Raw genomic sequence first — 25,253 nt, 5'->3', positions numbered from 1 at the left:
AAAGGAAAGAAAATCATGAATCTATGGGATTTATTCGTGGCACTGGTTTTAGGAATTGTCGAAGGATTAACAGAGTATGCACCTGTCTCGTCTACAGGTCACATGATCATTGTCGATGATCTTTGGTTAAAGTCAAAGGAAATCATTACGCCAGAGGCGGCAAACACATTTAAAGTCGTGATTCAGTTAGGCTCTATTTTAGCTGTCATGATTGTGTTCAAGGATCGAATTTTGAACTTGTTAGGCTTAAAGAAAAATATCACTGAAGAACAAAAGCGCAGCGGGCATAAACTGACCATTGCTCAAATTGCAGTAGGACTCGTCCCAGCCGTCATTTTAGGATTCTTATTTGAAGATTATATTGATAAATACTTGTTTGACGTGAGAACAGTTGCTGTCGGTTTGATTTTAGGCGCAGTGCTGATGCTTGTCGCTGACTGGATCAATAAACGTAAAACAGAAACAAGCTCTGTCGATAACATGACGTATAAACAGGCGCTTTATATCGGACTGTTTCAATGTTTGGCATTATGGCCAGGCTTCTCTCGCTCAGGTTCGACGATCGCAGGCGGGGTTATTCTTGGTTTGAATCACCGTGCGGCAGCTGACTTTACATTTATCATGGCGATGCCGATTATGGCGGGGGCAAGCTTGTTAACACTGGTGAAAAATGCCGAATATTTAACAACAGACATGCTGCCATTCTTTATCGTCGGCTTTGTGAGTGCATTTGTTGTGGCTCTCTTCGTTGTTCGATTCTTCCTAAAACTGATCAATAAAATCAAACTGGTGCCTTTTGCAATATATCGAATAATCCTAGGTGTGATTTTATTTATCCTATTCATGTAATGCTGAAAACTACTCTTATTAAAGAGTAGTTCAGCGTATAGACAAACCCTCGCATTCGTTGTCAGTCCTGCGTGCTGGTGCTCACGAATATCAAATTCGCTCCGCGCCAGTACTCGTCCTTCCTAGACTTCAAAGGTTTTCTATCACGCTGAAAAGAAGACAAAGGGCTAAAATAAAAATCGTTTTAGCCCTTTGTCAACAATCTGAACTACTCTTATTAAAGAGTAGTTTTTTGTTGTTTCAACTATTTTAAACAGTAAAATCATCCTCTTATTTGGTAGAAAAAGAAGTTTTTTCATAAATTAGTGTTTAAGAGATTGGAGAAGGGGTAGTACATAAACATACCAATTAAAGGAGGAGTTAGAAATAATGAGAAAAACAAGCAAATTCTTTGTTAGTTCTGTGATCGCTACGTCAATGGTTGCTGCCCCTCTATCTCTTACGACTTTTGGTCAAACGGCTGAAGCTGCAACGACAACAGGTGTTGATGGAAGTGTCTCTATTGATCCAGTAGCCATTGCCGATAAAATTGAACAAGCAGTAAAATCATCTCAAAATCGTGATGGATTCGTTAAAAATGCGGCGTACAGCGCCTTCTATGAAGCAGGTCAAAACTATAACGTCGTTGTCCAAAACTTAAGCCAAGACCATGACTTTAGCGGACTGAACAATGTGGTTTACTATGATAGTGTTGAATATGATGGTATTACGTTTGGTATTTGGGTATTTGAAGATGGGACGTTCGTCAATAATGGTGACGGGGGCTATATTAACTGGACATTTGTCGGCAGCTTTGACCGTGAGGAAGGAAGCGGCACTGTCGACTTCCATAAAAGATTCTAATCTTATAGTTAAAAGTCTGCCGATTCACCGGCAGACTTTTTTTATAACGCACATTCTTCTATGTCAAAACCTAAATCTTCAATGATATGATGATCTATTTGGACTTGCTGACCTTTTGTTGTTAAATAATCGCCTACGAAAATGGAATTTGCCGCATAAAGGGCAAGCGGCTGAAGCGTCCGTAAATTGAACTCTCTGCCTCCAGATACTCGAATTTCCTTGGTTGGATTGACAAACCTCATGAGTGCCAACACTTTCAATGCTTTGATCGGATGTGTTCGTTCTTGATGCTCAAGTGGTGTTCCTTCGATTGCATGAAGAAAGTTGACTGGAATGGAATCCGCATCAATGGCTCTGAGCGCAAAAGCCATTTCAACAATTTGCTGGTTGGTTTCACCCATTCCAATGATAACCCCTGAGCAAGGAGACATGCCTGACTGTTTGACCTCCTCAAGGGTCGACAAACGGTCATGATATGTATGAGTTGTCGTAATGTGAGCATGATGATCTTGATGTGTATTGATATTGTGATTGTACCGATGAACCCCTGCTTCCTTCAGCCGCTTTGCTTTTTCTTCATTTAATAACCCAAGACATGCACACACCTTCAAAGGCATGGTCTCAGTGATCTCTTTTACTGCTGCGGTCACCTCATCTAATTCTCTGTGAGAAGGTGCTCTTCCGCTCGCGACAATACAATAAGTCCCCGCTTTTCTCTTGAGCGCCTCACGCGCGCCAGCCACAATCGTTTTTTGATCAAGCATTGTATATCGTTCAACCGGTGCTTTTGAAATGATCGACTGTGAACAATAACCGCAGTTTTCAGGACAATAACCACTTTTTGCATTAAAAATCATATTTAATTTCACCTTATTTTGAAAAAAATGAAATCGTACTTGGTAGGCTGCATGCATGATAGATAATAATTCTCTATCGTCAGTTTCAAGAATATCTAGACCTTCTTGCAGCGTGATCCGTTCATTTTTCAGCGCTTTCTCTGCTATCGCTTCCCAAGACAAAGATTTGTGTTTTATCATCATCAGCCCCTCAATATGTTAACTTATCATAAATAAAAGTTAACATATTGGTTGGTCTATAGCAAGAATTGAATGTCTAGCTGGTTTTAGAGAATGATCACATTATTAAAGGCGATGATATGATGTCATCGCCTTAAGTTTAATAAATTTAAAAGTGTTTTAGTAGGTAATTGTATAGTTGTTAATTACAAGTTCACCATCTGAATTTAGATAAGATACTTTAACAAAGCCAGGTTTTAAATAGTAAATCCAAGTGAAATTTGGAGCAGTTTGTTTCAGTTCAACAGCATCTGTATCACCGGATAAAGTTATTTTACTGATTGGAATAGAAAAAGCATCAGACCATCCTACCTTAGCTTTACGGTCGATCGTAATCACTTTATTCATAATAGGAGCTTTTGCTATAACTGGTTCTTTTGGCTGTGCAGCTGCATGTGCACCTTCAGTTTGGAAGAACGTAAGAGCACCTAAAGCAGCTAAAGACAATGTACAAGCTTTCATTAATTTTTTCATCGGTAACACTCCTTTTTTTAGTATATACATATATTAATAATAATAGTATTATATGTCAATTAAAATATGTGAAAAAAAGAGTATTTATGGTGAAAATTGTCACATATTATTCATGAGCCTTCTCTTTTTTAGGGGAAAAAGAGGCATAAAAAAAAGCTGGGCGTATCCCAGCAATGTAAAGCTTTATGAAAAGAGATGCTCAATCGTCGTCTCGCTGTTTTGGCTGACGGCCTTTTTGCTTCTCTTTTTCTTTAATGTAGTGAATAAAATCGATGGTTTGTCTTCGTGCTTCTTCGGAAAAATCGGAGGCAGCCTTAAACGCAATTTGCAAATCAGGATCGTCTGCAAGGTCGCCATCAGTTCCGCCTTTGTCCTTACCTGTGAGAAGATAGTCCGTTGAAACTCCGTATAACTCGGCGATTTTCACAATCATTTCACCGTCGGGCTTTCTCAAGCCATATTCCCAATTTGCATAAGTGGACATCGCCTTTAATCCGAGTTTTTTAGCAACCGTTGACTTGCTCCATCCATGCTTCTCTCTTAATTCAGTTAAAATCTTCCCAGTCAAATTATCCATTGGAAACACCTTTTTTCATGTTATGAGTAAATTTTATCATGTATTACACGGAAAAGATAAATAATTACACAAAAAGAATAAAAAATGATTGACTTACTCGTTTTGTGTATATTATCATAATGAATATAACTTACACATATTGAGTAAGAGGTGAAAAGATGAAACTTGAAAATTTACGAGAAGAACGCATTTTACAAGGAAAAACACAAACCTATATGGCGAAAAAATTGGGGTATAAGTATACGAGCGGCTATGCAAATATAGAAATGGGCAGAACGAAGCCCAGCTTAGAAATAGCAAAGCATATTGCAGATTTGCTGAATAGGGGTGTTCAAGAGTTTTTTTTTGACCAAAAGTTACACGAAATGAGTAATTCTTTAAAGGAAGAGCACTTCTTTGAAAAGGGGAGACGAACAAAATGAATATTGAACATCCAATGGTAGCGCAGATGAATGACTTTGGATATCCAAAAAGCTATTGGTCATATGACATGACACGTTATGGGTATCAAGTCGAGATTGAAGAGAGTCTGGAGGGATTTGAAGAAGATGAAACATCAGATGACGTTTGATGCGAGAAAGGAAGCGCAGCTCTGTTTAGTCCAAGCTGGCGGCTGGATGACCTTTCATCACCAGAAACCGGTGTTTGTTTTTTCCACATCAGAAGACAAGCAAACATACATGACCCTCTTGGCGGAAAAGGTCGCTGAAGCAAAAAAGGAGGAATCAAGACGACATGAAACGATGGAAGAAAATCCTCACAATCCTCAAATGCTTGCTCAAAGCGAGTAAAAACGAACAAAACATCCGTCAGTGGGAAAAGGATGACGGGAGATCATAACATGATCATCCATTTCATCATTGAGACAGAGTTTTTGTTCACAAAAGATACATTGATAAAAAGAATACGAGCAGCTGCAAAAGCGCAATGCCCGCAGAAAATAAAAGACGCACTATCACTCGAGATTCGTTTATTTGACGACATGCCGCTTGACATAGCTGATTGTCAAATCAAGCGTACATACGCAGAGAAAGGTTTGATACGCCCAGTGAACGTCAGCATCTTTCAGCCACGACTACACCATATTCAAGAAGCACTTCATTCTATTGCGGATAGGGCCCCTCTACAGATCGTTGATTTAAGAGTTTCCCAGTTTTATAGTATGCGTCCAAGAATTGAAATCATTTTAAATACGATAGGTGATGGCACGAAGTCCTCACCAATTAAGGAGACAAGCATATGAACGAGCCAAAACAATTATTCATTCAAGAAAACCAGACATTTGTCGGTGAGATGGAAACAGGAAAAATTCAAGTCATCGTGTTAGATGGGAATGTAGGAACAGCTTATCAGATAGATGTACCTGAACATGGAAAAACCATTATCCAAACGGCAAAAGGTCATTTTGCAAGAGTAGATCACGAGATTGGTTTTAAAATCAGCTAGATCACTGAACAGATCACACAACATCATACGTCCAAGACGGAAAGCCTGCGGACACTGATCAAGACCCTATGAAAAGGGGACTGATTGGTGTCCGTTTTTTATTTTCTTAAAAAAGGGAGAGAGCCAATATGCAAGATTTACTCATTGAATACAAACGAGCATTAAAGGATGCTAGAAAACAATATGAACCATTTAAAGAAAAAGACGAACATCAGCTGTCCGTTCAAGACAACCATGATAAAAAAATGATCGCCAGTATGGTGAGCGATCTCGAATACGTAGTAGAGTGGCTTCAAATTGGAAGAGAGCCAGGCGCACGCAGAGGATTAGACAGACGTTCAGTCTATCAGCGCACCATTCTAGCAAATCCAGAAGTGTTAGAGGCTTTATCACATGAATATACAATCATCCAAGAAAATGAAAAAGAATTCAGTGAGCGGGACAAGAAACGAATTGATGAAGCCTTGTCCGTTTTAACGGACCGAGAAAAGGACGTATTTTTCATGCACACAACGCAAGGATTATCGTTTAGCGAGATTGCGATCATGCTGGATGTGAAGAAAGGAACTGTCCAAAAACATATGGAGAGAGCTCGGACAAAGATGGCCAAAAAAGTACAAGAACGCCTATTCGAAGTAGCTGAATAGGCGTTTTTTCTTTTACAAAATAAATGGAGCAACACTTGTCTTACAGTTGCCACCTATAGTTAGAAAGACCAAACAGATGTTTGCTAGCCCTACACAAATGATTCCTTCACAGGAAATCGTTCGAATTAAAAGGAGGCGGCAGGTGAATGTAAATGAAAGATAAACGGATAGAAGCCAAGCAAGATTATATGAAAGGGATGACGTACCAGCAAATTGCTGATCATTACAATGTCTCGATCCATACCGTGAAATCTTGGAAAAGACGATACGGATGGCAAAGGCAAAAAGGTTCGTCAAAGCAGGCACACTCGATCTTCAATCAGTTTCTTTCAGATGAAACAATTGAAATCATGGAGAAAATGGGCGGGCGTACATCGCTTGATTTAATCTGGGATCAAATTCAAATTCAATATGCTGCCATTATTCGGGCGCAGCGAATCATGTATGTGTCAGATCAAGATGACATGATCAAAGAGCTGAAAAAGGCAGCATACATGCCTTCTTCATTAGAAGAAACAGTAGAAGGCATTCAGCCAGAACAAGAAATCAGCACAGAAGAATATTCGTTTCAATTTTCATGGGATCGGCATGCCACCTTTTTAAATGCCCAATCCCGTGCAATGGGAGAGCTCAGGCGTCTCATTAAACAGTTTGAAGAGCTTGCACATGCGAAGGATGAACGAAGATTAAGGCTAAAGCAAATTGAACTGACCATCGAAAAAACAAAAAAAGCAGTGCGCGAAGAAAAAGAGGAAGATCTTCACATCATGATCAAGCGAAAAGAGGATAACTCATGACGCCATTGATTGAAAAAGAAGTCAATCCTCACTTTGAACACTTTCTATTCGATTGGAATCAAAAGTTTCAATTTTTAGTAGGCGGCTACGGCTCCTCGAAAAGCTATCACATTGCGTTAAAACTCATTTTAAAGCTGCTGGAAGAAAAACGGACAGCACTTGTCATTCGAGAAGTATATGATACGCACCGCGAATCAACATTTTCTCTCTTACAAGAGATCGTCAGCGATCTTGGCATCGATCATGTGGTGAAGTGCCGCAGTTCGCCGCTTGCCTTGACGTTTCGAAATGGCAGCAGCATCTTATTCAAAGGGCTGGACAAGCCTGAGAAATTGAAATCGATTAACAACATCTCGATGATTTGGATTGAGGAGTGTTCAGAGGTTTCTTATGAAGGCTTTAAAGAGCTGCTTGGAAGGCTGAGGCACCCGTCCTTACCGCTTTATATGATGTTATCGACCAATCCTGTTGGTCAAGATAATTGGACGTACAGACATTTCTTTCGAGATGAACAGTTGAAGCGATTTGTCCTAGATGACGAAACCTTATACAAAAAACGCACCGTTGTGATCAAGGATACGTACTATCATCACTCCACAGCGGAAGATAACCTATTTCTCCCTAAAAGCTATGTGGAGCAGCTGGATGAGCTGAAAGAATACGACCCAGACCTCTATCGAATTGCGAGGAAGGGCTATTTCGGCATCAACGGCACAAAGGTTTTTCCTCAATTTGAGGTGAGAAGCCATTCTGATGTATTAGAAGCCATTCAGCAGATTGACCGGCCGCTAAAACGAGCAGGCATGGATTTTGGATTTGTTGAATCATACAATGCGCTCATTCGATTAGCCGTCGACCATGAAAAAAAGTACTTATATATTTACTGGGAATATTACGACCGCGGGAAAACAGATGATGAAACAGCTGTTGACCTAAAAGAGTTCATTGAATCAAAGGAACTCATCAAAGCCGATGCAGCAGAGCCTAAAACCATTCACTATTTTCGGCAGCGTGGATTTCAAATGGTGGCAGCACATAAGTTCCAAGGCTCTCGTTTGCAGTATACGAAAAAGATCAAACGGTTTAAAAAAATCATTTGCTCTGATGCTTGTCCGTACACAATCTATGAACTTCAATCACTGACCTATAAGGCAGATAAGGATGGACGTTTAGAGGAAGATGCATTTCAAATCGATCCGCACACATTATCAGCGATCTGGTATGCGCTGGATGATTATGAAGTGACGGATTTGAAACAGACCGCCTCAGAGCGTGTCCGTCCAAACAGAGAGAGGAGGTCCATACAATGAAACAATTGAAAGCAACGATTATGAAGGCAAACATGTCTGATCATACAAAACAAATGTATGCAGATGAATTTTCCTATGAAAAAGATGACATTGTTCCCCCGCCTTACAACATCAATGAATTAAAAAGCATGGCAGAATATTCAACCATTCTTCAGCAATGTATTGATGCGTACAAAACGAATATTTTGGGTTTTGGGTTTGGGGTGGAATATGCCTTTGACTTTAATGCAGAAGGTGTAAAACCGGCAAAAAAGAAAGCCGCAGAAAAGGAATGGACAAGACTTGAAGAGTTTACGAAGTACATGAACTATGATGAGTCCGCTGATGTGATTCTTGGCTATGTCCTCGAAGACCGAGAGAAAACGGGCAATGGCTTTTTAGAGGTGCTGAGAGATGGACAAGGAAAGCCGGCCGGAATCGAGTATTTAGATGCGCTCCATATCCGCATTTGCAAGCTTAGTGAGCCAGTCGACGTTGAATTCAGTTACACAGAAAATGGCGAATTAAGAACAATGAATCGAAAGAAACGATTCCGCAAATATGTGCAGGTGATCAACGAAAAGAAAGTCTTCTTCAAGGAGTATGGTGATCCGCGCATTTTGCACTGTGAAACAGGCAAGTACGATGACACCACACCAGAGCCGCTTCGCGCAACAGAAGTAATTCATTTTAAAATTGGCAGCGGAACGTATGGGATTCCCCGCTGGATTGGCAACATCGTCAATATGTACGGAGCACGCAAGGCAGAGGAGCTGAACTATCTTTATTTTAAACAAGGACGGCATGTACCAGGTGCCATCATTGTCGAAAATGGGATGCTGTCAGAATCCTCTTATCAGCAGCTTCAAGATTATATGGACGATATTGAAGGATCTGATCATGCACATAAATTTCTATTGCTTGAAGTTGAAGGTCTGCCGACAGAAAAAGGGCTAACGGGAGAAGAAGATGTCTCAAATGTCAAAGTAAACTTCAAATCTCTAGCCGAGATCCTGCAAGAAGATGCGCTTTTTTTAGAATACGATGAAAAAACAAGAAACAAAATCCGCTCTGCGTTTCGCCTTCCGCCAATTTACACAGGTGAGTCTCAAGACTATAACAAAGCGACAGCAGATACAGCGCGTAAAACAACAGAAGAGCAAGTATTTCAGCCGGAACGGCATCTCATCACAGGAAAACTCAATACTCTTTTTCTGCCGGATCTTGAAATTTGGCATGTCCGTTTTCTATTAAATGGTCCTGATTTTAGAGACCCATTAGAGATTGCCAAAGTACTGACACCATTTATTCAGGCGGGGGCAGTGTCACCTAATGATTTGCGCGATTTAGCAGGAAGAATCCTCGGAAAAACGCTAGAGGAATGGCCTGAGGAACTGTATCACCGCCCTTTAGAAAGCCGCATGAAATCAGCTGAAGAAAAGCCTCAACCAGAGCCGGACCAGCTGACGAAATAAACAGAAGCGGGTGCGCTTTTTTGAAAGGGGGTGAACATATGCCAAGAGAACTAAAAAACGCTAAAATTACGCATGTTTCCTACGTGGACAAAGCAGCGAACAAGAAGAAATTCTTTTTGATGAAAGCAAAGAAAAAGCGGCCTGACTTTCAAAAGGAGGTCAGTGTCCTGACAAAGGCAGAAGATGCTCATCGCCTCGTGTACGGTGTCGTGTATGAGCCGAATACACCTGATGCACATCAAGACTTTATGACAGCCAAGGAAATTGAAAGAGCGGCACACGGCTTTATGAAGGATGCCCGTCATATTGATAAGCAGCATGATTTTCAAGATGGTGTTGGCGAAGTGGTTGAATCATATATTGCTCCGACTGATGTTGAAGTGGGCGGGGAGCTGATTCGCAAAGGATCTTGGGTGCTTGTGACAAAGGCTTCCCAAGAGATTTGGGATCAAATTCAAAAAGGCCACATTACAGGCTATTCAATGGCCGGAACGGCGGACATCGTCGCCATAGAAGAACAAGATCAGCTTCTATCTCAAGACACAAATGAGAGAGGGCTTTTTTCTTTGCTGAAAAATTTCTTTTTAAAAGAGGAAGGTGCAAACATGTCACAACCATTTTGGAATATTTTAGACCATCTGCTGGAAACCTTACAGTCAAGTGATGGTGATGAGGCGGATGTAAGAGCTACCTTAGAACAGCTCATTCCAATCATGCAGGACATTCTGAAGACAGAGGATGTACTTCAAACGATTGGTGAAAGGCCAGCAGACGTACAAAAAGAAGAGGCCGCTTTGACGACGGATCAAGTGCGAGAGCTCGAAAAGGCAAAAAAGGCCATCGAAAACGTCTTGCAGCAGGCTGAAAAGCAGGAAACAGAACAAACAGGGGAAGAACCTGTCCAAAAAGTGCTCGAGCAAGTCGTTGCACCGATTCGTCATCAGCTCTCTTCCTTAGAGAAATCAGCCAGCAGAGAAAAAGCAGCGATGCAGGAAGTGCTTGAGCAGCAGCTTTTGCCTATTTCAGAGCGGATTCACATGCTCGAAAAGGCAAGGGGCATATCAAAACAAACAATCCACGATACACAAAACAACACGACAAAACCCATATGGGATGGCTTACTATAAGCCGAAATAAGGAGGAAACAGTGTGAGAAATCAAGAGTTGATTCGTAAGGCTGAAATGACACTTGCCAGCTTAAAAACCGGCGGTCTCATGAACGCAACCCAATCCAACACATTCATTAGAATGATGCAAAACACACCAACCGTTTTAAATGATGCACGCATCATTCCGATGGAAAGTGATTCACAAAAAATCGAAAAAATCGGCTTTGGCCAGCGTATTTTGCGCCCGGCAGAGGAAGGCAAAGCGCTTGATGCGAAAGACCGTGTTGTCCCAGCGACAAGCACTGTCCAGCTAAATGCAAAAGAGGTCATTGCAGAAATTCATATGACCTACGACAGCATTGAAAACAATATTGAAAAAGACGGAATTCAGCAGACGATTATGCAAATGCTTGCTGAACGAGCGGCAGTTGATATTGAAGAGCTCATCGTCAATGGGGATACGACTTCAGCAGATCCGTTTTTAGCCCAAATGGATGGCGTCAGAAAACAAGCGGTATCTCATATTGTAGATGCAAATGGAGCGGAAATTAGCCGTCAAATGTTTAAACAAGCCTATAAAGCGATGCCGTCAAAATATTTACGTGTACCTCAGGATTTCCGTTTCTACACATCCCCAAGTTTAGAGGTGGAATGGAAGGATCAAGTAGCAAACCGTCAGACAACTCTCGGAGATGCGGTTATTCAAGGCGGACTTTCTTCTGCATTCGGTGTGCCAGTCAAAGGCCTTGCCAATATGCAGCCATATGACGAAGCGGGAACAGACGTATCAGATATTTTGCTGACACACCCTAAAAATATTATCGTAGGTTTTTCTCGTCATATTCGAATTGAAGTAGAAAAAGATATTCGCAGACGTAAATTTATTATTGTCCTAACAGCGAAGCTAGACAGCAAATTTGAGGAAGAGGATGCTGTAGCAAAAGTGATGAAAGTGAAAGAGTAGGTGACATCAGGCCATGATTATTTCTCCTGAAGAACTGCAAGCCTATTCTGTATTTGAGCGTGTGAAAAATCGATCTGTAGAAAGACTGACAGCAGATATTATCGAAGCAGAAGCTGCGGTATTTCAGATCGTAGGTCATGATTTCTCAAGCGAAAAATATCAGCCCCTCCCTGAAAAAGCAAGAATCGCATTATTAAAGATGGCCCAATATTTTGCCATGTTGAATGATGATGAATCTATGATGAAAGGCTTTACGTCAGAAAAAATGGGTGATTATTCATATGCGAAGGCAGCTGATCAAGTAAAAGGCAAACCTTATGTATATGCCCTGCTTGTCGATTACATTGAACCATCATTAACTCGCGGCAGTACCAAATTAAAGGTGAGATCATTATGAGTTATCAATCTCTCTTAACAGACTGCTGTGATCTATTTCACCTTGAACATCAGGAGGCTTCCCGAGGAAAATTCGGGATTCCAGCTGATGACTTACAAATGACTCTTTCCTATCCTGATGCGCCTAGCCTGACAGATCTGTCTTGTTATGTCATAGAAAAGAATCAGTCACTTGTGCAAGAAGAGCCGAATACAGTGATTTATCAGTCCTATCTTGTCCATTTTCCTTTAGCGAGTGATATTCGCCTGCATGACAAAATGGTGTGGAACGGCGTCTCACTTAAGTTGCAGCAGCCCAAAAAAGTGAAAAATCATCACATTGAAGTGATGGCAGTCAGGAAGGAAAATCTATGAAAATTGATGGACTTGACCGGCTGCTTTCACAGCTGGAAACAGCGTGTGCCGGCGGCTTAAAAGCAGAATATCAAGATTGGCTAGAGGACATGGGTCTAGAGCTTTTGGACATCATTCAGGATGAGTTAATCAAGGAGAATGCTGTCGATACAGGTCGGCTTCTAAGCTCCTTTACGCAAGGAGACAAGGAGAATCATTTTCTCATGTCAAAAGGTGGTCTCACACTTGAAGTGGGAACGAAGCTTGAATATGCCTCCTATGTCAATGACGGACATGCTACTTCTTCAAGTGGAGAGCGAAGATGGGTGCCTGGCAGATGGGCTGGCAGTCGCTTTGAATATGATCCGAATGCAAAGACAGGAATGATGCTTGCCTCTCAATGGGTAGATGGAAATGGCTACTGGGATCATGCTGTCATGCTCTATGAGCAAATGTTTGAACAGTCGCTGGATCGAAAGCTTCAAAGCTGGTTCGATCGACATTTTGGGAGGTGATGAAATGAATCAAGAAGTCGGGGCAATCATGCATTATATTTACACACACTTTCCTGTGACAATGTATGATCGACTTTTGCCAGAGCGTTTTCAAGTGCCATCCGTTTATGTGCCGCCCGTAACAGTCATCAGCGGTCCAGATACGGTATCTACATTTATGAAATCTTATTCGCTGCAAGTGAAAGTGTTTCATATGGATTCAGAAAAAGCACATGACGCGGCAGAAATAATTGTTGATGCATTGCTTGCTGATCGTCAAATGATTCAGATGATGAGTGAAGATGGAGAGGTGCTTGATGATTATGTCCGCATAAAAAGAGTGGAAACCAGAATGTTAGATCAAGGCGTAGCAGCGATTGTCCTGACGTGGGATAGCAGTTATTGGTATAACCGAGACAAACAAGCGAGCCTTGAAGACATCAACTTTTCAGATGGGGTGATCAAACGTGAGCAAGACTAAAAAAGCAGAGCCTGCTCAAACAGCTGGCGAAGAAAAAGAATTTGGCTTTTCATTTGAAGCCTTAAAGGAGCACAGTAAGGATCTTTTTGGGGTTAAACCAGAAATCCTTGAAGGTGCTCTTTTTTATATCAAACATCAACCAATTACAAAAACAGAAGCGAAAAAGCACATTGATGCTTTTTTGTCCAAGGAGGTTTAAAGGATGAACGGAGGCACATTTACACCAGGTACAGAGAAAAAGCGTCCTGGCATTTACTTTAATTTTAAAACAACAGCAGAGCAGCGAATTACTTTAGGCGATCGAGGTACGGTGGCACTTCCTCTTGTGATGAGCTGGGGAGAACCAAAAACCTTTATTTCCGTTTCCAATATGGAAGACTTAAATAAAAAGGTTGGACTCAACATTGATGACAAGTCTCTTCTTCTTTTCCGTGAAGCAAAGAAAAAAGCACAAACGGTCTTGCTTTACCGCCTAAACGAAGGGGTACAAGCCAAAGCGGAAATCGCAGAAAAATTTGTGGTCACAGCCAATTATGGCGGTCAAAAAGGAAATGAGATCACTATCCAAGTGGCAGAAAATGTACTCGACAGCACAAAACGTGACGTCATCACTTATCTTGGAACAGATATTGTCGATAAGCAGGTTGTCACGGATGTCAAAGATCTTGTAGAAAACAAATATGTTCAATTTTCTGGTGAAGGTGAAGCAGTTATCACGGCTGGTGTGGCACTAAGCGGCGGGAAAAACGGTGTGGCAAGTGTCGCAGATTATACAGCTTTCCTAGAAGCAGCAGAAACAGAATATTTTGATGTCATTGCGCTCCCAGTCGATAATAGTGAGCAATTAAAAGCAACCTTCGCTTCATTTATCGAGCGTCTACGTGATAAGCAAGGACGTAAGGTGCAAGGCGTTGTGGCGAACTATGCAGCTGACCAAGAAGGCATCATTAATGTGACAAGCGGTGTTGTGCTGGAAGATGGAACAGAACTAACACCTGCTCAAACAACAGCTTGGGTTGCAGGGGCAAGTGCAGGTGCAAACTTCAATCAGTCACTCACCTTTGTTGAATACGAAGGAGCAGTGGATACATTAGAACGCCTTGATAATGATCAAGTAGAATACCGATTATCACAAGGGGAGTTCCTCTTTACTTTTGATGCGAGAGACCGCACGGTGAGTGTTGAAAAAGATATTAACTCTTTAACAAGCTTCACAGCTGAAAAGAATCAGCAAATGGCGAAAAACAAAATCATTCGTGTGCTTGATGCCATCAACAATGATTTAACGTTCGAATTAAAAAATCTGATTAAATTACGCAAAGCCAATGGCAATGACATTCCAGCATCTGATGATGGAGTGCAGCTTGTGAAAACACTGATTACACAGTATCTCACACAGCTTCAAGATGGCAGCGGCATTACAGGCTTTAACTCAGAAACAGATATCGTGATCGGTCTCAATGAAGATCGTGATGGATTTATTATCGATCTAGCTGTTCAACCAGTAGATGCAGCAGAAAAATTCTATTTCAATGTGGAGGTGAAGTAAGATGGCTTTTAAAGCGCAAAATACAATTTCAGGTAAAGAGGGTCGTCTTTTCTTAGAAGGTGAGGAGCTTGCCTTTATCAAAACGTTTGAAGCAAACGTGGAGAAAAACAAATCAGAAGTCAACGTGATGGGCCGAAGAATGACTGGTCATAAAACAACTGGGGCAAACGGAACAGGAACGGCAACATTCTATAAAGTCACTTCACGTTTCGTACAACTCATGCTCAACTATGTGAAAAAAGGGGAAGATCCTTATTTCACTCTTCAAGCGGTGATTGACGATAAATCATCAGGCCGAGGCACAGAGCGTGTGACATTATTTGATGTCAACTTTGATTCGGCTAAAATTGCTGGACTGGATGTCGATTCAGAAGCACTTGAAGAAGAAGTTCCGTTTACGTTCGAGGACTTTGATCTTCCTGAAAAGCTGAAGAATTCCTTTTAATGAACAAAAGGCATACAAATGACGAAAATATATGTTATTTTTATTTTATTCAACGATATGGTATAATTTTTCATAGTTACAGAGTAGCTACAAAAGTGTTACTGTGTAACCCCAAAAAGTTTTTTAGAAATATGTTTACATGCAAAGTACTTTGCATAAAATAAAAAGAAGCCAGGATGCGTCAACATCCCGGCAATGTACAATTTGGCCCTCAAGGGGCTGGCTTATCAATTAGATAGTTTTTAAGGATAGACTTTCCCTTCAACCGTCCAAAGCTCAAGGGGAGTCTATTTTTTGTCTATATACGTCAACAAAGTAAAGATAAACATCCCGAATAAAAGCATTAGGGAAATCGCTTCAAATGTTGACATTGGCATCACCCCCTTCCTATCGGGGATGAGCCAGACACCCTTGAGCAAGCCGTTCAATTGTACAATTTAGATTATACATGAAAAGATTGGAAAGCACATTCAAAAAATGGATGTGCTTTTTTGCATTCAAAAAAACATAACAAAGGGAGTTTTTATACATGAGCGAAAAACAAACATTTGATCTTTCATTTTTTATGCCAGGAAAAACAGTAGAAGCGGAAGAGGTCAAAGTACCAATTTCTAAGCGTTTTGTTGATAAAAAAGGGAATGTCATCCCTTTTGTCTTTAAAGCCATTACAACTGAACGCATTGATGAACTGGAAAAAGAAAATACGACCTTCAAGAATGTCAAAGGCAGAGGCCGCGTGAAGGACTTAGACAGCCAGCGTTTCTACGCACGAATTGCCATTGAATCGACTATTTATCCAGATTTCCGCTCGAAGGAATTAAGAGAAGCCTACAGCACACAAGATCCAGTTGAAGTCGCAAAACGTGTATTATCTGTCGGCGGTGAATACGCAAACTGGTTAAACAAAGCGATTGAAATCAACGGATTCGAAGACGAAATTGAAGATTTAGAAGACGCAGCAAAAAACTAATAAAAGATGGGGATAAGGAAGCCGTGTTTTTATATTACGCCATGCACGAGCTTCACTATTCCCCATCTGAACTCCTAGATTTATACGAATCACCAAGACCATTCAAAGCACTCCTATTTGGACTCATCAGCTACAAACTCGACATGCTAGAAAAAGAAGCAAAGAAAGGAGGGAAATAATTGGCGAAACTCACTGCGCGATTTGAATTAGAAGACAAAGTATCGAAGAAGCTGCTGCGCATTCAAAAACGATTTCAAACCTTTGAGAAGCAGCTCAAACCATTTAGAAAACCGGTGAAAATAAACCTGGATATAGATGACAAAAAATTAAGAAACTTTAGTTTATCGCTTCGGAAAATGTCAGTGATTTCCATGAGGCTGGATCAAGGAATCTATAGTGATCTTAAAGCATTAAACAATCAGTTAAATATGTTCCCGAATCACTTGGTCATATCCATTCAAGCGAAGGGATTAGATGTCATTAAATCGAGCATAAATCGTTTAAAGCAAGCGGGAACAAGCCCCATTATGCTGACGTTTAAACTAAACGATCAATTGTCAGGTAAAATGTCATCAATCAAAAAATCTATCTTTCAGCTCATGAACAGAACGTACTATATGAGATTAAACATGGTTGACCAAGCCACCGCTGCAATTCAACGAATCAAAAAGACGCTCAAAAGCTTGACGATGTCTAAACACGAAATCAGAGTGTCTGTTCAAGACAATGCAAAGAGTAAGTTGAAAAAACGAGATCAAGCAGAGTCGGTTGTGAAAGAACAAAACATAAAAAAAGAACCTGAGGCTGTTAGTCCGTCAGTGAAAACGGAAGATCCTAAACAGAGCTGGCTCCAGAACCTTGCCAATAAGGGATTAAGTGAAATTCAAAAATATGCAGGTGACGTTGCAGATAAAGTGAAGGAAAAATTGAGTCCTAGAAAGTTTTGGGATGAAAAAGCACTTCCTTGGGTTGAAAATAAAATAGAAGAGTACAAGCAAGATGTGATCGGAAGAATTAAAGAGAAAATTAAATTTAATCCTGAAAAAAAACTAGATCAATTGGTGACTAATGTATTAGATCGGTTCTTAGGTGCAAGTGATCAATCAAGTGAAAGTACCACTCAGGCACCAACAACAGCACCAACAACAGCACCAACAACAGCACCAACATCAACACCATCAAATCCAGCTCCCAAAACGAAACCTCAGTCGCGAGGTGGAAAAGGCTTGTTTCGCAATAGTTGTTGCCCCTGCTGTGCAAGAGGTTTAAGCAGGGGAGGATCTACTAAAACTAAAAATCGAAATGGTCGCTCACCAAGACAGACAAGAAATCCAAATGCTACATCAAGGGCCGAAATGAATAGAAGACCTCCAAGTAGATTAGGGAAACTGAAAACAAATGCAGGTAAATTATTTGGAAAAATCCCTACTGGACTAAAGAAAGGTGCGGGTATCGCAGCTTCAGCTGGCGGACTTACGGGTTTAGTGAAAGGTAGCAAGGGGTTAAGTGGATTAGGGAATGCAATGAAAAGTATAGGTAAAGGGAGCGGAAAATTATTAAAGAAAGTACCTATTCTAGGAAGTGTACTTAGTGCAACAAATCTAATTGGTATGAACAAAGAGAATGCTGGTGAAAAGATTGGTACGACTGGAGGCGGCATCGCCGGTGGAATGGCAGGTGCTGCAGCAGGTGCAGCTATTGGAAGCGTAGTCCCAGGGATAGGTACAGCCATCGGCGGTCTAGTAGGCGGCATCGCTGGAAGTATGGGCGGAGAATCTATCGGTGAAACAATTGGAAAATGGTTTGATGGCGGCGGATTTGAAAAGATTGGCCAAAAAGCCATTGAAATCAAAAATCAAATTGTCGAAGTTTGGTCAACAGTCGCGGCTTGGTTCACAGAAAATGTATGGACGCCACTAAGTGATACAGTCGTTACAGTAGCAACGACCATCTGGACAAATCTAGTCAATGCCTGGACATGGATTCAAGAAACATTTAGTGCAGTTGCAGGCTGGTTTATCGAAAACGTATGGACGCCACTAAGTGATACAGTCGTTACAGTAGCAACGACCATCTGGACAAATCTAGTCAATGCCTGGACATGGATTCAAGAAACATTTAGTGCAGTTGCAAGCTGGTTTATCGAAAACGTATGGACACCGCTCAGCGACACAGTCGTTACGGTAGCAACAACCATCTGGACAAGTCTAGTCAATGCCTGGACATGGATACAAGAAACGTTCAGTGCAGTTGCAGGTTGGTTTATTGAAAACGTTTGGACACCACTGAGCAGTACAGTTGTTACAGTCGCTACAGGGATTTGGACAGCATTATCAAATGCATGGAAAAAGATACAATCAATCTTTGGAGCTGTATCGTCATGGTTTATGGAAAATGTGTGGAATCCACTTGTAGATACCGTAGGAACCATTAAAGACAGTTTCGGGAAAAAGTTCGAAGAAGCGTATAAAGTGGTGACAGATATATGGGATGGATTATCCAAATGGTTTGAGGACAACATTCAAAAGCCGATTGTAAAAGTAGCAGAAGCTATTGGTGATGGGTTTTCTGCAGCATTTGGTTGGGTTAAAAAGATTTTTGACAAAGCAGGCGGTATTGTAGATGTAGTCATAAATTGGATTGTTGGGAAGAAAAAACCTGATAACAATGCCACAGGCGGCTATATCACCCAGCCAACCTTATCATGGGTCGGTGAAGCAGGTAACGAATTTGTCATTCCAACTCAAAATAACCGAGGGCGCGGGAAGATGCTGCTTGCTCAGGCTGCTTCTCATCTTGGGATGTCTGTTATGCCAAGCGGAGCAGCTGGAAATCAAGTATCAAGCTCTCCAGCTCCTACAGCAGTAGCTTCATCATCTTCTGTCGGTTCAATAGACGGATCGGTCTCGATGACTGGGAACATTCAAGCCTCCAGCATAGGCGAGCAATTTAATAAGGATTTTGAACAAGGATTAAATCAAAAAATGATTACACTTGATCAATGGAAGCAAAAGAATATTCAGCAGCCTTTTGGTCAATTGACCTCAGACTCAAATAAGTTCGGTCAGCAAACAGTTGCTGCTTTTGCGAATGGTCAGCAGATGACACCAACAGGAACAGATAGCTTTTTGCAAAGTCGTGTAAAAGCACCATATCAACAAGTGATGACAGCATCGCCAACTTGGGGTTCTGGAACGGTTAGTGGTTTTGCCACAGGTCAAAATGCCACTTCAGTTGGTACTAGCCAATACGTAGATCAGCACATCAAACAACCATTTCTACAAGCAAAACAAGAATCACCAGGCTGGGGCTCAGGAATGATGGATGCCTTTAACAGTGGCATGCGTTCAAAAGCAAGTGAAGTCACACAAGCCGCCAAAGAAATGGCGAAGAAAGTAGAGCAGGCGTTTAGAGAGGAATTAGATATTCATTCCCCTTCACGCGTCATGATGAGTCTTGGGAAATTCGCATCGATCGGTGTCGTCAAAGGACTCGACTCAGTTGATGTGAAAAAGTTTGCTGAAAATCAGGCTGGTTCATTAATCGGTGCCTTCAGCGGTATGGGGGCTTCAGGTCTTAGTGTTCAGCAATGGCTCATGGCAGCTCTCATGGCAACTGGTACATCGATGAACTGGCTTCCAGGACTTATGACCATTGCGCAGCATGAATCGAATGGAAATCCGAGAGCAATCAACTTATGGGATTCTAACGCCAAGAAGGGAACGCCTTCTAAAGGCTTAATGCAAACCATTGGAACGACGTTTAACTCCAATAAAGGCAAAGGCATGAATGACATTTGGAACCCAATTCATAATGCCGTAGCAGCCATTAACTACATTAAGGGCAGATATGGAACAGTCTTCAATACACCGGGATTACGAAGTATGAGAAGAGGCGGGCCTTATAAAGGCTACGCAAATGGTGGACTGATTACTCAGGAGCAGGTTGCTAGAGTTGGTGAAGGAAACAAACGCGAATGGATCATTCCAGAAGAAAGAGGCATACGCGGAAGGTATTTATTAACGCAGGCAGCCAAGGCACTTGGAATGCAAGTATATGATCCAGCAAATGCGTCTGCTCCTTTACCAGAATCACAAATGCAGCAAGTCACCTCAGCTCAGTCTTCTAGTCGTACAGCATCGTCAAGTAATAAGCAAATCACCATTCAATTCAATGGGGACCAGCATTTCCATAATGGACAAGATCAGCAATCGCTTGTCGAAAAAATTAGACAAATGCTCGTAGATGAACTGGAAGTAGAGCTTCATACAGGAACGAAGGGGGTCGTGATTGATGGGTAAATCAGTGTATCAATTGTGGATTTCCCAAGGAAAGGACAAGTTGCGATTCCCTGTCCTTCCATCCGAACTTGAAATCACAAATAACGTACAAAATGAAACGGTAAAGGTTGCCTCTTTTGGAGAACTGACCTTTATTGATGTCCCATCGGCTAAGCAAGTATCATTCACTTCATTATTTCCTAAGAAATATTCGCCAATTGCTGAATATAAAAGCATTCCATCACCGGAGAATGCGATAGCGAAAATAGAACGAATGATGCGTTCAAAGAAGTCTGTGCGGCTGATTGTAACGGGGACAAAAATCAACATGACGTGCAGCATTGAAAGCTTCACCCATAAAGAAGGATCATATGATATTGGCGATCGTGAATTTACGATCGAGTTAAAGGAATACAAAACCGCATCGCCTAGGAAAATTAAACGAAAGAAAAAAGCAAAACAAACGAAAAAGAAAAGGCCTTCAAAAACACCGCCAAAAATGTACACCGTCAAAAAAGGGGATACGCTATGGGCCATTTCAGGCAGGTTTTATGGCGACAGTACAAAATGGCGGCGTATTTGGAATGCCAATAAATTAGCGATGATTAAACGTAGCAAACGAAATGTTAAGCAGCCGGGGCATTGGATTTTCCCTGGACAAAGGTTAAAAATACCACAATAGGGGGGCTGGCATTGATCGAGCTTTTTGCCATCAGAAGCGGCACCATGTATGAGCTTGTCACAGAGAGTGTGACACTTCAGGGGCAAAGGTATCAAGCCCCTCGCTCTATTCAAGCAAATATTATCACAAAGCAAGGGAGTCAAACATATTACCGTGTCTCAGAAGGGGACACGGTTCTTTTTAAATGGAAAGGAAAAGAGCTGTTCAGAGGCATTGTGTTTTCTAGGACGCCTGTTGAAGGGAAACTGACCTTTACCGCATACGACATGCTTCAATATTTGGTGAAAAACCAAGATGTCTATGTTTTTTCAAAACAAAGAGCAGATCAAATCTTGAGACGGATTGGAGCTGACTTTCAAATTCCCATGACCTCCATCGCCAATACAGGTCATGTCATAAAATCACTAGTGTTTAAAAACGATACGAGCCTATATGACATGATTCTTAAAGCATTAAAAGAGACAAAGCGGCAAACCGGCAGAAACTATCAAATCTATTCTGCTAAAGGAAAGATGGGGCTGAGAGCTTGGCCAGATCCAGAGGACGTATGGGTCATTGAATCAGGTGTCAATCTCATTGGCTATCAGTACAGCACCTCGATTGAAGAAACAGCCACTCGTGTCAAGCTGCGCACGTCTGCGGATGAACAGGGGAAAAATAAGAAAAAAGGTAGCAAATCAGAGATTGTAGTGGTCGAACAGGATAAAGCAGGTCAGAGTAAATACGGTATTTTACAGCATGTTGAGACGGTTACAGGGCAAATCAACCAGCCGCAGCTGCAAAAAAGAGCCAAAGTACGGCTGGCAGAGAAAAAAGGCGTGAAACAAGAAGTCAAAAGCATCCAAGCGCTAGGCATTCCTGAACTGCAAAGCGGTCTTCCAATCTATTTGAAAATCCCTGAAATCAACGTAAAAAAAACGTACTGGATCGATCAGGACAAACATGAATTCAGTGGGGTGAAACACACCATGACAATTGATGTCGTTGAGAAAAATTCCATTCCAAAGGGTGATCAAGCGTGAGGTTAAGTGAAGCGATTAAACGATTAGCAGTGAATGCTGTAGACGCCGCCTCTCCAATTGATCTGGTGATTGGAGAAGTCACGGCAGTTTCTCCTGTAAGCATCCGGTTAAATGAAAACCATAAACTGATCATCCCGGAAGAATTACTGATTTGGCCAAAGCGCCTAAATAAGGGTGAGGATGATGAACTGAAAAGGGGAGACAGCATTATGGTGCTGGCAATGGCAGGAGGGCAATCCTTCTACATCATCGACAAATTGTAAGGGAGGTGATGAACGTGGCACTTTCACCAGAGGAAGAAATTGAGGAAACAGAAGAAGACGAAGAGGTGGAAACCTCGACGACGTATCGAATAGATGTTGAAACTGGCAGATTGACAGGTGAAACCATTTCAGGCATTGAAGCAATTCGTCAATTCGTTTATATGACACTTAGGACAGAGCGGTATGCACATCCTATTTACAGCCACGACATTGGCACTGAAATTCAGGAGCTCTTGACGGATACAGAAGCCACGGATGAATACAAAGAAATGGAGATTCCGAGGCTGCTAGAGGAAGCATTGATTGTGGACGAACGGATTGATCATATTGAAGAGATAGAGGTCACAAAGGAAAATGACTCGTTTCATGTCAAGCTAGCTATTGTCACAGATGAAGGCACATTAGAAATAGAGGAGGTGATGGAGAGCGATGTTTGAGGAACAAACGTATGAAGCATTAATGGAAAGAATGCTAGACAGACTGCCAGATGACATAGATAAAAGAGAAAACAGCGTCATTTGGAATGCCTTGGCACCTGCTGCTGCTGAACTGGCCCAGTCCTTTATTTGGCTTGATCAAGTATTCGAGCTGGTCTTTGCAGATACAGCACAAGGAGAGTTTCTAGATCGGCGGGCCGCTGAAGTAGGAATTGAAAGAAAACCAGCGACTAAAGCGGTTTGGTCCGCAGCTATTCAGCCGGAGGATATCAACATCCCAGCTGGCTCACGGTTTTTTATTGAAGACGTCTATTTCCAATATTCGAACGATGGCACGCTAGAATGCGAGACACCTGGCAGGATCGGCAATGGTCAATTAACAGATCAGCCGCTACTATCTCTTGATACAATCCCGGGGCTTGAATCAATTATCATGAAAGATTTGGTAATACCCGGACAAGAGGAAGAAGATGACGCTTCGTTATATGATCGCTACTTAATACGTGCTAGGCGAGAGGCTGTCAGTGCCAACAAGGCGCATTATAAAAAATGGGCTGAGGAAGTGACAGGGGTTGGCAGAGCGAAGGTATTCCCGCTTTGGAATGGAGAAGGAACAGTCAAGATTGTCATCACAGACGGCAATCTAGATGTTGCATCAGATCTGCTTGTTAAAAGAGTACAGGAATATATCGACCCAGTACCAGGCGAAGGAGAAGGACAAGCGCCTATTGGTTCAAAAGCGACCGTCGAAAGCGCCAAATGGCTGGACATTGACATAGAAGTAGCCGTCGAACTTCAAATGGACTGGACCCTTGAAGGAGCGCAGAAAGAAATAGAAGAAAAGGTCAAAGCGCTGTTGAAATCAATTGCATTTGAAAAGAGTACCATTCGAATGTCCGCATTAAATGACATTCTGTACCATTCAGAAAGTGTATCAGATTATGCAAACGTGTTATTGAATGGGGAGTCAAAAAACTTAGTATTACAGGACATTGAGATACCGCGTCTGAGGCAGGTGAAGGTTATTGAGCAAACAGGATGAAATGAAAAACTACTTGCCGCCATATTTTACAGAGATTTATGAAGTCGATCACCTGCTCAAAACAGAAGCGCCAGAGTTTGAGCAATTGGATGAATCCATTTTCGATTTAACGGATCAGTTCTTCCCTTTGACAGCGACATGGGGATTGAATAGATGGGAAAGAATGCTGAAGGTGCAGCGAGAATCAGATGATTCCATTGAACTTCGCAGAGCACGCTTACTCAATATGATGTCAAACATTCCACCGATCACGTATCTTTCTTTAGAGAAATCGGTGAATCGCTTTCTCAAAAATCCAAGTGCCATCATTCGTCTGACCACCAATCGCTACCATTTCGCCTTACGTGTGAATCTAGATGATCTGCAAAACACTAGATATATTGTAGAAATACTTGAAACGTTAAAGCCAGCTCATTTGGCCTATACGTTCACTGCATTTCATCATACCGATGTACATGAAATAAATGATCATCACGGGAGGCTCACACTGCGAAGCAGAGTGGGTTTTTTCGATCATATCCCGATTTTACTCAATGGTGAATTTGTATTAAATGGGTCGTTTTATCTGAGCGGAACACGAGGGACAACCGATGTACCTGCTCGTTTTCGGCATTCGTTGAAGATGAGAATGCCGCTTCAGCATAAGTCAGAGAACACATACCGAATGAATTATGTCATGACTGGAGCGGTACATGAAACGAAGCAAGGAGCGGCATTGACTTTACGCACAAAAAATCAGCTCCAGCATCAAACTAAGAAGAAAATGACGTTCCGATTGCCAGTACATGTCCAAACTGAACAGGGCGGCAGCTTACTGATTAAGGATCATTACTGGATTCTCGACGGATCTGTTCCGCTCGATGGATCAAAAATGCTAGCAGCTACTTCTCAAAAAATAGAGCTATAAGGAGGATCACAATGGCTGATCAATTAACCGTAACAACATTATATGCACGTCAACAAATGGCAAAGGCAAGAGCCGAAGGAACAAAACTCACAAAAGTCGTCAAAATGGCATTTGGAAATGGTGGGACGAAGGATGGGAAACCGATCTCACTAGACGGCACTGAACAAAAACTCAAAAAAGAACTCGTCCAAAAAGAGATTGATTCATTTACCTTCATGGAACCAGCAAAAATCCGCTACACCTGCACGATCGCCGAAGGAGAACTTGCAGGAGAAGTCATCAACGAACTAGCACTTGTCGACGAAGCCGGCAAATTCACCGCCATCCGCACCATGACAGACAAACAAAAAGACGGCGACATTGAATTTGTTTTTGAGATTGATGATATTTATTAATGGAGGGGAAT

At 41.7% G+C, this 25,253-nt stretch carries 33 protein-coding genes; 30 read left to right on the top strand and 3 right to left on the bottom strand.

What is annotated here, in order from left to right:
* The first annotated feature begins 15 nt into the window (after window positions 1–15).
* Entirely contained in the window at window positions 16–849 is an 834-nt protein-coding gene (locus tag MHB83_RS00300; RefSeq protein ID WP_050944681.1) for an undecaprenyl-diphosphate phosphatase, read from the top strand.
* Between the two features lie 369 nt (window positions 850–1,218).
* Window positions 1,219–1,692 carry a hypothetical protein gene (locus tag MHB83_RS00295; RefSeq protein WP_003212767.1) on the top strand — a complete coding sequence of 158 codons (474 nt, stop codon included), beginning with the start codon at window positions 1,219–1,221 and terminating at the stop codon, window positions 1,690–1,692.
* 41 nt (window positions 1,693–1,733) lie between these two features.
* Here MHB83_RS00295 and bioB read toward each other — a convergent pair whose 3' ends face one another.
* From bioB to MHB83_RS00280, 3 genes are all read right to left on the bottom strand, one after another.
* The gene (gene bioB, locus MHB83_RS00290; protein ID WP_342496540.1) at window positions 1,734–2,729 is read right to left on the bottom strand and encodes a biotin synthase BioB; all 996 of its coding nucleotides are present in this window, start codon (window positions 2,727–2,729) and stop codon (window positions 1,734–1,736) included.
* Window positions 2,730–2,888: 159 nt separating this feature from the next.
* Window positions 2,889–3,242 (bottom strand): hypothetical protein, encoded by a 354-nt coding sequence (locus MHB83_RS00285; protein ID WP_310425875.1) that lies wholly within the window; start codon window positions 3,240–3,242, stop codon window positions 2,889–2,891.
* A gap of 199 nt (window positions 3,243–3,441) precedes the next feature.
* Entirely contained in the window at window positions 3,442–3,819 is a 378-nt protein-coding gene (locus tag MHB83_RS00280; protein ID WP_050944016.1) for a helix-turn-helix transcriptional regulator, read from the bottom strand.
* A 158-nt stretch (window positions 3,820–3,977) separates the two neighbouring features.
* Between MHB83_RS00280 and MHB83_RS00275 the strand changes: the two genes are divergently transcribed.
* The 28 genes from MHB83_RS00275 (at window position 3,978) to MHB83_RS00140 (ending at window position 25,242) form a co-directional block, all read left to right on the top strand.
* Window positions 3,978–4,241 carry a helix-turn-helix transcriptional regulator gene (locus MHB83_RS00275; RefSeq protein WP_342496539.1) on the top strand — a complete coding sequence of 88 codons (264 nt, stop codon included), beginning with the start codon at window positions 3,978–3,980 and terminating at the stop codon, window positions 4,239–4,241.
* Window positions 4,238–4,390, top strand: coding sequence for a hypothetical protein (locus tag MHB83_RS00270; RefSeq protein WP_170965973.1), 153 nt, complete (start codon window positions 4,238–4,240; stop codon window positions 4,388–4,390). Before MHB83_RS00275 ends, MHB83_RS00270 begins: the two co-directional genes overlap by 4 nt.
* Window positions 4,368–4,610 carry a hypothetical protein gene (locus MHB83_RS00265; RefSeq protein WP_268459340.1) on the top strand — a complete coding sequence of 81 codons (243 nt, stop codon included), beginning with the start codon at window positions 4,368–4,370 and terminating at the stop codon, window positions 4,608–4,610. Before MHB83_RS00270 ends, MHB83_RS00265 begins: the two co-directional genes overlap by 23 nt.
* Before the next feature lie 50 nt (window positions 4,611–4,660).
* A complete protein-coding gene (locus MHB83_RS00260; RefSeq protein WP_268459342.1) occupies window positions 4,661–5,062 on the top strand; it encodes a holliday junction resolvase in 402 nt (133 codons plus the stop codon).
* Window positions 5,059–5,265 (top strand): XtrA/YqaO family protein, encoded by a 207-nt coding sequence (locus MHB83_RS00255; protein WP_012011053.1) that lies wholly within the window; start codon window positions 5,059–5,061, stop codon window positions 5,263–5,265. Before MHB83_RS00260 ends, MHB83_RS00255 begins: the two co-directional genes overlap by 4 nt.
* Window positions 5,266–5,393: 128 nt before the next feature.
* Window positions 5,394–5,912 (top strand): sigma-70 family RNA polymerase sigma factor, encoded by a 519-nt coding sequence (locus MHB83_RS00250; RefSeq protein ID WP_212045470.1) that lies wholly within the window; start codon window positions 5,394–5,396, stop codon window positions 5,910–5,912.
* Window positions 5,913–6,064: 152 nt separating this feature from the next.
* Window positions 6,065–6,709, top strand: a complete 645-nt coding sequence (gene terS, locus MHB83_RS00245; protein WP_003213198.1) for a phage terminase small subunit — start codon at window positions 6,065–6,067, stop codon at window positions 6,707–6,709.
* 8 nt (window positions 6,710–6,717) lie between these two features.
* Window positions 6,718–8,019, top strand: coding sequence for a PBSX family phage terminase large subunit (locus tag MHB83_RS00240; protein ID WP_161802746.1), 1,302 nt, complete (start codon window positions 6,718–6,720; stop codon window positions 8,017–8,019).
* Window positions 8,016–9,473, top strand: a complete 1,458-nt coding sequence (locus MHB83_RS00235) for a phage portal protein (RefSeq protein WP_044140773.1) — start codon at window positions 8,016–8,018, stop codon at window positions 9,471–9,473. Before MHB83_RS00240 ends, MHB83_RS00235 begins: the two co-directional genes overlap by 4 nt.
* 38 nt (window positions 9,474–9,511) lie before the next feature.
* Complete coding sequence (locus tag MHB83_RS00230; protein ID WP_342496538.1) at window positions 9,512–10,600, top strand: XkdF-like putative serine protease domain-containing protein; 1,089 nt, start codon at window positions 9,512–9,514, stop codon at window positions 10,598–10,600.
* 22 nt (window positions 10,601–10,622) lie between these two features.
* On the top strand, window positions 10,623–11,546 hold the full coding sequence (locus tag MHB83_RS00225) for a phage major capsid protein (RefSeq protein ID WP_050944010.1): 924 nt from the start codon (window positions 10,623–10,625) through the stop codon (window positions 11,544–11,546).
* Window positions 11,547–11,559: 13 nt separating this feature from the next.
* Window positions 11,560–11,943 carry a DUF3199 family protein gene (locus MHB83_RS00220; RefSeq protein ID WP_106029236.1) on the top strand — a complete coding sequence of 128 codons (384 nt, stop codon included), beginning with the start codon at window positions 11,560–11,562 and terminating at the stop codon, window positions 11,941–11,943.
* Window positions 11,940–12,296, top strand: a complete 357-nt coding sequence (locus MHB83_RS00215) for a YqbH/XkdH family protein (RefSeq protein ID WP_342496537.1) — start codon at window positions 11,940–11,942, stop codon at window positions 12,294–12,296. Before MHB83_RS00220 ends, MHB83_RS00215 begins: the two co-directional genes overlap by 4 nt.
* Window positions 12,293–12,790, top strand: coding sequence for an HK97 gp10 family phage protein (locus MHB83_RS00210; protein WP_050944008.1), 498 nt, complete (start codon window positions 12,293–12,295; stop codon window positions 12,788–12,790). The genes MHB83_RS00215 and MHB83_RS00210 overlap by 4 nt, the downstream gene beginning before the upstream one ends.
* Window positions 12,791–12,794: 4 nt before the next feature.
* Window positions 12,795–13,250: a hypothetical protein gene (locus tag MHB83_RS00205; protein ID WP_050944007.1), complete on the top strand. Its 456-nt coding sequence runs from the start codon at window positions 12,795–12,797 to the stop codon at window positions 13,248–13,250.
* Window positions 13,237–13,449 (top strand): hypothetical protein, encoded by a 213-nt coding sequence (locus tag MHB83_RS00200; protein WP_003212736.1) that lies wholly within the window; start codon window positions 13,237–13,239, stop codon window positions 13,447–13,449. Before MHB83_RS00205 ends, MHB83_RS00200 begins: the two co-directional genes overlap by 14 nt.
* 3 nt (window positions 13,450–13,452) lie before the next feature.
* Complete coding sequence (locus MHB83_RS00195; RefSeq protein WP_050944006.1) at window positions 13,453–14,799, top strand: phage tail sheath family protein; 1,347 nt, start codon at window positions 13,453–13,455, stop codon at window positions 14,797–14,799.
* Window position 14,800: 1 nt separating this feature from the next.
* Window positions 14,801–15,244 carry a phage tail tube protein gene (locus MHB83_RS00190; protein WP_003213309.1) on the top strand — a complete coding sequence of 148 codons (444 nt, stop codon included), beginning with the start codon at window positions 14,801–14,803 and terminating at the stop codon, window positions 15,242–15,244.
* A 529-nt stretch (window positions 15,245–15,773) separates the two neighbouring features.
* Entirely contained in the window at window positions 15,774–16,214 is a 441-nt protein-coding gene (locus MHB83_RS00185; protein ID WP_050944005.1) for a phage portal protein, read from the top strand.
* Between the two features lie 41 nt (window positions 16,215–16,255).
* Entirely contained in the window at window positions 16,256–16,393 is a 138-nt protein-coding gene (locus tag MHB83_RS00180; RefSeq protein ID WP_088002055.1) for a hypothetical protein, read from the top strand.
* Window positions 16,394–20,515, top strand: coding sequence for a transglycosylase SLT domain-containing protein (locus MHB83_RS00175; protein ID WP_342496536.1), 4,122 nt, complete (start codon window positions 16,394–16,396; stop codon window positions 20,513–20,515). It begins immediately after the preceding gene.
* Entirely contained in the window at window positions 20,508–21,176 is a 669-nt protein-coding gene (locus MHB83_RS00170) for a LysM peptidoglycan-binding domain-containing protein (RefSeq protein ID WP_268459349.1), read from the top strand. Before MHB83_RS00175 ends, MHB83_RS00170 begins: the two co-directional genes overlap by 8 nt.
* Before the next feature lie 11 nt (window positions 21,177–21,187).
* The gene (locus MHB83_RS00165; protein ID WP_044140764.1) at window positions 21,188–22,198 is read left to right on the top strand and encodes a hypothetical protein; all 1,011 of its coding nucleotides are present in this window, start codon (window positions 21,188–21,190) and stop codon (window positions 22,196–22,198) included.
* The gene (locus tag MHB83_RS00160) at window positions 22,195–22,461 is read left to right on the top strand and encodes a DUF2577 family protein (RefSeq protein ID WP_106029232.1); all 267 of its coding nucleotides are present in this window, start codon (window positions 22,195–22,197) and stop codon (window positions 22,459–22,461) included. Before MHB83_RS00165 ends, MHB83_RS00160 begins: the two co-directional genes overlap by 4 nt.
* Before the next feature lie 14 nt (window positions 22,462–22,475).
* On the top strand, window positions 22,476–22,898 hold the full coding sequence (locus MHB83_RS00155; RefSeq protein WP_012011034.1) for a DUF2634 domain-containing protein: 423 nt from the start codon (window positions 22,476–22,478) through the stop codon (window positions 22,896–22,898).
* Complete coding sequence (locus MHB83_RS00150; RefSeq protein WP_284907268.1) at window positions 22,891–23,940, top strand: baseplate J/gp47 family protein; 1,050 nt, start codon at window positions 22,891–22,893, stop codon at window positions 23,938–23,940. Before MHB83_RS00155 ends, MHB83_RS00150 begins: the two co-directional genes overlap by 8 nt.
* The gene (locus tag MHB83_RS00145; protein WP_106029231.1) at window positions 23,924–24,847 is read left to right on the top strand and encodes a YmfQ family protein; all 924 of its coding nucleotides are present in this window, start codon (window positions 23,924–23,926) and stop codon (window positions 24,845–24,847) included. Before MHB83_RS00150 ends, MHB83_RS00145 begins: the two co-directional genes overlap by 17 nt.
* Before the next feature lie 11 nt (window positions 24,848–24,858).
* Entirely contained in the window at window positions 24,859–25,242 is a 384-nt protein-coding gene (locus MHB83_RS00140) for a phage tail protein (protein WP_003212666.1), read from the top strand.
* The last annotated feature ends 11 nt before the right edge of the window (window positions 25,243–25,253 follow it).

It is taken from the genome of Bacillus sp. FSL K6-3149, from assembly GCF_038630515.1.
In the GTDB taxonomy this organism is placed as follows: Bacteria; Bacillota; Bacilli; order Bacillales; family Bacillaceae; genus Bacillus; species Bacillus pumilus.
Note: the sequence above shows the minus strand (reverse complement) of the source record. Positions and strands in the feature narration are given on the sequence as shown.